At 37.9% G+C, this 6,998-nt stretch carries 7 protein-coding genes; 3 read left to right on the top strand and 4 right to left on the bottom strand.

Annotation, left to right across the window (positions count from 1 at the left end):
• Window positions 1-476: 476 nt before the first annotated feature.
• The 3 genes from Q1A47_RS11835 to Q1A47_RS11825 all read right to left on the bottom strand — a co-directional run bounded on the left by Q1A47_RS11835 (window position 477) and on the right by Q1A47_RS11825 (window position 1,845).
• Window positions 477-884, bottom strand: coding sequence for a cytidine deaminase (locus Q1A47_RS11835; RefSeq protein WP_026680981.1), 408 nt, complete (start codon window positions 882-884; stop codon window positions 477-479).
• Window positions 885-1,201: 317 nt separating this feature from the next.
• The gene (locus tag Q1A47_RS11830) at window positions 1,202-1,564 is read right to left on the bottom strand and encodes a DUF1798 family protein (RefSeq protein ID WP_026680982.1); all 363 of its coding nucleotides are present in this window, start codon (window positions 1,562-1,564) and stop codon (window positions 1,202-1,204) included.
• A gap of 65 nt (window positions 1,565-1,629) precedes the next feature.
• Window positions 1,630-1,845, bottom strand: coding sequence for a hypothetical protein (locus Q1A47_RS11825; protein WP_026680983.1), 216 nt, complete (start codon window positions 1,843-1,845; stop codon window positions 1,630-1,632).
• Window positions 1,846-2,004: 159 nt separating this feature from the next.
• Here Q1A47_RS11825 and Q1A47_RS11820 point away from each other — a divergent pair, with 159 nt between their 5' ends.
• The gene (locus Q1A47_RS11820) at window positions 2,005-2,109 is read left to right on the top strand and encodes a spore protein (RefSeq protein WP_200862547.1); all 105 of its coding nucleotides are present in this window, start codon (window positions 2,005-2,007) and stop codon (window positions 2,107-2,109) included.
• Between the two features lie 176 nt (window positions 2,110-2,285).
• On the opposite strand, the gene Q1A47_RS11815 is transcribed toward Q1A47_RS11820, so the two are convergent.
• Window positions 2,286-3,251 carry a DUF2515 family protein gene (locus tag Q1A47_RS11815; RefSeq protein WP_026680984.1) on the bottom strand — a complete coding sequence of 322 codons (966 nt, stop codon included), beginning with the start codon at window positions 3,249-3,251 and terminating at the stop codon, window positions 2,286-2,288.
• 120 nt (window positions 3,252-3,371) lie between these two features.
• Here Q1A47_RS11815 and recU point away from each other — a divergent pair, with 120 nt between their 5' ends.
• Complete coding sequence (recU, locus tag Q1A47_RS11810; protein WP_026680985.1) at window positions 3,372-3,962, top strand: Holliday junction resolvase RecU; 591 nt, start codon at window positions 3,372-3,374, stop codon at window positions 3,960-3,962.
• 18 nt (window positions 3,963-3,980) lie between these two features.
• Complete coding sequence (locus tag Q1A47_RS11805; RefSeq protein ID WP_166530097.1) at window positions 3,981-6,794, top strand: PBP1A family penicillin-binding protein; 2,814 nt, start codon at window positions 3,981-3,983, stop codon at window positions 6,792-6,794.
• The last annotated feature ends 204 nt before the right edge of the window (window positions 6,795-6,998 follow it).

Raw genomic sequence — 6,998 nt, 5'->3', positions numbered from 1 at the left:
GTTCTTCTTTGCAAAGTTAGTTGAGGCCGTGCCCACGGAAAGCGAAGTAATTAGTCGGAGCATTGCCAATATACATCTAACATTTCAAAATAACTACTTCGCTTAACGTAGTCATTGCACTGATTTTATACTTTCTTAACTTAGAACAAAAGCGCAAATGTCCGATTAGAAACGTAGCGACTGGAGCGAGTCAACGGAGATAAAGGAATCACGGTGAGCTTGCGTGCCGATGATGATTATCATAGAGCAATTCATGAAGTAGCCTAGTTTCTGGACGCTGGGACTGGACACGGCTCAACACGTCTATATTTATCCTCATGCTCAATTTTTATAATTTCCTAGACTACAAAAAATGGAGCTGCCTCATAAGTCTAAACGACTTTGAGCAGCCCTTTTTATGAACAAAGAAATAGAGCAAATATTATCAATAATCTACGTTTTCAATGAGGTTCTCTAAAAAGGCAAACCCTCGCCCTTTACGTCTCTTTATTTAGATCAGATGGCTGAAAGGAAAAAGGTAAAAGTTCTTCCATCGTAACTGTTTTAGTGTCCTCTTTTAGGTTGGTTAAATGAATCTTCATATCTGCTGTAAAGAATTCACTCATCACTTGACGGCAAGATCCACAAGGAGGAACTGGCCGATCTGTGTCAGCTGCAACAGCCATTTCCGTGAACTCCTTCTCCCCTTCAGCGATTGCTTTAAATATGGCGACACGCTCAGCGCAACACGACACTGGATACGCGGCATTTTCAATATTACATCCTGTATATAGCTTTCCTGATTTTGCTTTTAAAACTGCTCCTACAGGAAAGTTGGAATAAGGAACATAAGCGTTATCCCTTATACGAATGGCTTTTTTCACTAATTCATATTTAGCAGTCATTATTTATCCCCTTCTCCACAGTATGGAAGGTTATTATAAGTAAAAATCAAATGATTGTAAAGAGGCTCGGAACAGAACAAAAGTGCGAGCGCTCGTTTAGAACGTAGCAACTGGGGCGAGTCAATGGAGATAAAAGAATCATGGTGTGCTTGCGAGCCGATGATGACTTAGCGTAGAGCGATTCGTGAAGTCGCCTCCATTTCTCGGTACTGAGGCTGGACGTGGCTCAACATGCCCATATTTATCCCCCTGGGCTAAATTTTCTAGACTAAGAAAAAAATGAACCACCAAATAGTTCGTCTTTTAAATGGAACTTTTTAGTTATGCCCCAGCTCCAACTCTCTAATAATTTGGTCAAAAATATAGAGAATGGAATGGTTTAATTCCATGTATCTTTTTCTTCTCACATCTATATAGTAACTATGCATGAGTAGCAGTTCCATATTTTCTTTTGTAGAAGCCACCTGTTGAGGATGAATAGTTAGCTTCCTTTCTTTTACCATTCGCAGCGTGCCCGTTTCCCATTGTTGTAACATCTCATAAATAGGCGTTGTTTCTTCTTTAACCTTTAAAAACAAAGCTTTATCTTTTCGATTTTCAGGAGGATCGTTTTGCTCATATTTATCCTTTAATCGAACTACATGCTCTTTTAATAATTCTGTTTGTTTCTTTATGTCCATGTTGAATATCCGCCTTTAACAAAGTTTGCTATTAGGATTATTTTAACATAATGGACATGTTTTTTTTAATAATTCCCCTCCACTCTCTTTAAAGTCGTTTTTAGTGCATTCATTTCATTCATTCTATCCTGAAATTGATCAGATATTTCATTTTCAACCTTCATCATAAGCTTTTGATCCAGCCAACGTACCTGATCTGATAACTGTTGCAATGATAATTCAACCGATTTCCGATCGGCACCTGGATTAGCTGTATGGAGATTCCTGATAGCAAATGACATATAATCTCCTCCCTTGGTTAAGTTATTACTACTAGTATTCGGTTTAGAGCCATTCAATCCTTCCTGTTCGACAAAACTAGAACGAAGCTTACAAAACAGGTGATAAAACTCATTAATTTATGTGTTTTTGACAAACTAATAATTGAAGGAGGAGTTCACATGAAACAAAATAAGAAAAACCAAACAAAAACTGAATCTATTCGGTCAAAATCCCTAAAAAAGGGCGATAAGAAATTAGATGGTCCTAACCGACCATCTACGTAAATAAATCAAAGGGCTGTCCTAGAGGTCAAAAATACCTTTGGACAGCCCTTTGATAAGTTCGTTTTTTTCAAATGCATTATTCACTGCACAACAGTACATACCGCTTTCCGTCAATGAAATCAAAAACATACCAAATGAACCTCGATTCAATTTTGTATAACCCCCCTCTCCTTTCGTTATAATTCCTGCCTACTAAACACAGACCGAATAAAGTAATAAGCATACAAAAGCTGACGTTTTTTATAGAAAGTTAAGCCAATATCACTTTTTGTTGGAGTAGCAACATTCTTTGTCCATTTCTTTTTGACACCCCCCGATTTATACCAATCTGTTCGAATCTTATCTTGATGTGAAATAATAGGGTATACCATTCGTAGGAATGGAGACGCTTGGAAGGAGAGATCTAAGTAACGCTCATAATCATATCTTGAACCGGTATGTTCGCAATCTATAGCAAATGCCAATGTTTCATTATACACAGATGGGGTAAATAATATTGATGCCAGTTTTTTTCCGAGATTAATCCGATTGGTTAAACTTGTGAAGTTTTGTACATAGGCACCATACAAATTCGTTGATTTTGTTGGTAACAGTACTGCGTTCATTAAAAGTAGATTTTGTAGTACGTATGGTAGCTTGTGAAAAACACGTTTTTTAAAAAATGATTGTTCAATTACTGGCCCATGTATTACATTCTGTTCGTTTATAATTAATGCTCGAAGTAATCGATCTTCATCAGAGAACTTCCAAAAATAATGCCATTCTTTTATCATAAAATCCGACACATGGAAAACCTTTAATAACTGAAATACAGGCTCTCGCAGTTGCTTTGAAAGCTGGTAAATTAGTAATTGCGGATATGCATCAGAGAAAATTAACCAATTTGCGCGTTCATAAGTCATAAATAATCGCTCTCTCTCCTTATCACCCAGTATAAATCGATAAGGAGGTAACAATAGATCTGTCATATTATACCCTGCATTTCTAGACACAAGACTTGCTAAGTATGACCATTTTATTTCTGGAAATTGCAAATAATAGTTAAAATAAGCAGTTGTGCGGCTAATATTATCTCTATTTCGTGATTTAGTTGAATTTGTTATATAATGGACATAGGATTGAAGTTCTTTCGTTGGATACATCTTCATCCTTCCTTCAACAGTTTGTTTTAACTATGCACGATTCTGTAATATTTATGCGTACTATTTAAATGGTATTTTTTTTCTTATATGATATGGTATTATGCAAGGAGGAACCAACAAATGAATTACCCAAATGGGCAGAGAAAAAATATCAGTCGTCCAAAAGACGCTAAAAAAAACACAAATATATTTAGTAATCGAGGGATGACATTAGAAGAAGATATTAATGAGACGAACACTTTTTATGTAAAAGCAAATAAAGCAGTTATCTATAAAAAACCAACACCAGTACAGATTGTAAAGGTAAACTATCCAAAACGAAGTGCAGCAGTTATTACAGAAGCATATTTCAAACAAGCATCAACAACTGACTATAATGGGGTCTATAGGTATAGGTATATTGATTTCGAAGCGAAAGAGACTAAAAATAAAACCTTGTTTCCGCTAGCTAATATACATGAACATCAAATAGATCATATGAAGGCTGTAGTTGACCATGGAGGAATTAGTTTTATTATTATCCGATTTGCTGCACATGACGAAACATTTTTTTTACCTGCAGAGAAACTTTTTTTGCACTGGAACGTCAAATTAAATGGTGGCAAAAAATCGATTGCCTATGAAACCATTCAGGAAGAAGGATATATCATCCCTTTTCAATATAAAGCAAGAATTGATTATTTAGCTATCATTGATGAGCTTTATTTTTAGAGACGGAGGAATGAAGTGATGGCAGAAAATAGCCAATCTCGTACAGCGAGAAGAAAACAGAAAAAATCAAAGAAAAAACCGATGTGGAAAAAAATTGTACTGTCCTTATTAATTATATTTGTTGTAATGGGACTAGGCGCTGGTGCGACAGCTGCATATTGGATCGCTACAGCGCCAGATATAGATGATGCAAAATTATCCGATCCATTAGCATCACAAATTCTTGATAAGGATGGCGAAGTATTTGCAAGTCTTGGAGATAAGCAAAGAACGAAAATAAGCTATGATGAATTGCCGAAAATATTAATTGATGCTGTTACAGCAACGGAGGATGCTCGATTCTTTGAACATGGTGGAATCGATTTAAGACGTATTGGTGGTGCCATTGTAGCCAATATAACAAATGGTTTTGGATCAGAAGGTGCTAGTACCATTACACAGCAGGTTGTAGAGAAATCCTTCCTATCGCCTGAGAAAAAGATTAGTTTAAAAGTACAAGAACAATGGCTAGCATTAAAACTGGAGCGTGAATACTCCAAAGAAGAGATCTTAGAGATGTATTTAAATAAGATCTATTACGGTAGTGGTGCATATGGCGTTGCTAAAGCTGCTGAGACATACTTCGGGAAAAAAGATTTAAGTGAATTAACACTTCCTGAGGCTGCCATTTTAGCTGGCTTACCACAGCGACCTACAGCATACGATCCATTCAATAACCCAGATCTAACGAAGAAAAGAATGGATACCGTATTAAAATTAATGGTGCGCCATGGAAAAATTTCACAAAAAGAAGCCGATGAAGCTAGAGAAGTGGAAATTTCTTCTCTGTTAACCGACTCTCGTCCTGATTCTGCTCCTTATGATGCCTTTTTACAGAAGGTGGAAGAAGAAGTTAGAGAAAAAGTAGATGGTGCAGATATTAATACAGATGGATTAACGATTCATACAACACTTGATACAAGTGCCCAGGAGCATGTTGAATATTTATTAACAGATAGTGAAGATAATCCAATCCCTTATCCGGATGATGAAATGCAGGCAGGCCTGGCCGTTCTGGATACTAAGAATGGTGCGATACGTGCTATTGGCGGACGACGAAATAGCGAAGGGAAAAAGGAATTCAACTTCGCCTTAACGGAACAGCAGCCTGGTTCAACATTTAAACCAATTATAGCCTATGGTCCAGCAATAGAATATAATAAAATGTCGACATACCATCAAATAAACGATGATAAGCCATATGAAATAGCTGGAACAAAAGGAGCAACGGTACGAAATTGGAACAGACAATACGCTGGCTGGATGACAGCACGCCATGCTTTGAACCAATCGTTAAACGTACCGGCAGTAAAAACACTAGAAGAGGTTGGCTATGAAAATTCCAAAAAATTTGCTGAAGGACTTGGAATTAATTTCCATGAAGATAAAATTACAATCACAGATGCTATTGGTGGAACGCAAACATATGTTACCCCAGTACAACTAGCTGGTGCATTCCGAGCATTTGGTAATGAGGGATTGTATAATGAACCATATGCAGTAACCAAAGTAGAATTTCCTGATGGAAGAACCATTGATTTAAAACCAAAGGCCGAGCCTGTTATGTCAGATTACACAGCATATATGATGACAGATATGCTTAAATCTGCTATTACAGAAGGTACTGGTAAACTTGCAAATATCTCTGGCTTACCAGTAGCAGGAAAGACGGGAACAACCAATCTTGAAGATAAATCTGGTAGCCCCGATTCATGGTTTACTGGCTATACAACAAATTACACGATATCCGTATGGACAGGTGGTTATACGGATGAGAATGGACACCGTGATGTAATTCCTAGCGGTCATACGAAAATCCCGCATGCCCTATTCAAAAACATTATGACGGAACTGTCAAAAGACGTGGAGACGAAAGACTTTGTTAAGCCAAATTCTGTGGTAGAAGCAAAGGTTGAAAAAGGATCAAATCCTGCGGCGAAGCCGAGTGAATTTACACCTTCATCCTCTATTTTGACGGAGCTATTCGTAAAAGGAACAGAGCCAAGCAGCACCTCCGAGAAGTTCGATAAATTAGATGCAGTAAGTGGATTGAAGGCTACCTTTAACGAAGAAAGTAACACGATTGATGTTTCATGGGATTATAAATCCGATGCAGATGTATCATTTGAAGTCGGATTACAAATGAACGATGGAAAAATGCAAACACTCTCTACGACAGAAGATACCTCTATGGTGATTAAAGAGGTAGAGCCAGACGCTAATTATACTATTCAGGTCGTGGCGATCAGTAATGACGATGAATCAATGAAGAGTGAACCGAAAACCACGAAAGTAAAAATTCCAGGCGAAGAAGAGGAAGAAGGAATTCCAGCTGTTGAGGGATTATCAGCCGCTTACAATGAGGCAAATTCAGAAATTGATGTTTCGTGGAACTATAATGGTCCGCCTGCCAGCTTCGAGGTATCAGTAAACGGACAAACGAAGACAGTTGAAGCAAACGGTCTTAAAATTGATGGAGCACAGCCTGGTCAAAGCTATACCATCACGGTAACACCAGTTGGTAAAAAGGGTAATAACGAAGGAGTCCGCGGACAAAGTCAACATACAACCGTGACAGTTCCTGCGGATGAAACGGGAGAAGATAACGGTGACCCTGGTGGATCTGGTGGAGACGGATCTGGTGGATCTGGTGGATCTGGTGGATCTGGTGGAGATGATGGAGATGGTGGTGAAGGAGGATCGTCTCAACAAGGTGGAGGCGAAAATAGTGGTGAAGATGGATCTGAAGGCGGAGGTCCCGACAGTGGAAATTCAGTTGATGAAGAACAATAATAATAAAGAGGTATTCTCAAAAGTCCATTAAACGAAACACCGACCATGATGTTCAAAAATCATGGTCGGTGTTTTTTGGTTTGTTTTTAGTTGAAATTACCTCTTAAAATCTTTTGGGTAAGTTAGGAAATCGACAATACCCTGAATACAGTTTTAACTTTATCAAGTCTGCACAGACTTCGAGTCTTTTCAAAAGCCGTAAAT

It is taken from the genome of uncultured Virgibacillus sp., assembly GCF_947495635.1.
In the GTDB taxonomy this organism is placed as follows: domain Bacteria; phylum Bacillota; class Bacilli; order Bacillales; family Amphibacillaceae; genus Virgibacillus; species Virgibacillus salarius.
Note: the sequence above shows the minus strand (reverse complement) of the source record. Positions and strands in the feature narration are given on the sequence as shown.

Bases quoted from the DNA above. Each gene is read 5' to 3' on its own strand.
- Q1A47_RS11830 (WP_026680982.1), bottom strand. From the start codon at position 1,564: ATGGACATAAAGAAACAAACAGAATTATTAAAAGAGCATGTAGTTCGA.
- Q1A47_RS11805 (WP_166530097.1), top strand. From the start codon at position 3,981: ATGGCAGAAAATAGCCAATCTCGTACAGCGAGAAGAAAACAGAAAAAA.
- Q1A47_RS11815 (WP_026680984.1), bottom strand. From the start codon at position 3,251: ATGTATCCAACGAAAGAACTTCAATCCTATGTCCATTATATAACAAAT.
- recU (WP_026680985.1), top strand. From the start codon at position 3,372: ATGAATTACCCAAATGGGCAGAGAAAAAATATCAGTCGTCCAAAAGAC.
- Q1A47_RS11825 (WP_026680983.1), bottom strand. From the start codon at position 1,845: ATGTCATTTGCTATCAGGAATCTCCATACAGCTAATCCAGGTGCCGAT.
- Q1A47_RS11820 (WP_200862547.1), top strand. From the start codon at position 2,005: ATGAAACAAAATAAGAAAAACCAAACAAAAACTGAATCTATTCGGTCA.
- Q1A47_RS11835 (WP_026680981.1), bottom strand. From the start codon at position 884: ATGACTGCTAAATATGAATTAGTGAAAAAAGCCATTCGTATAAGGGAT.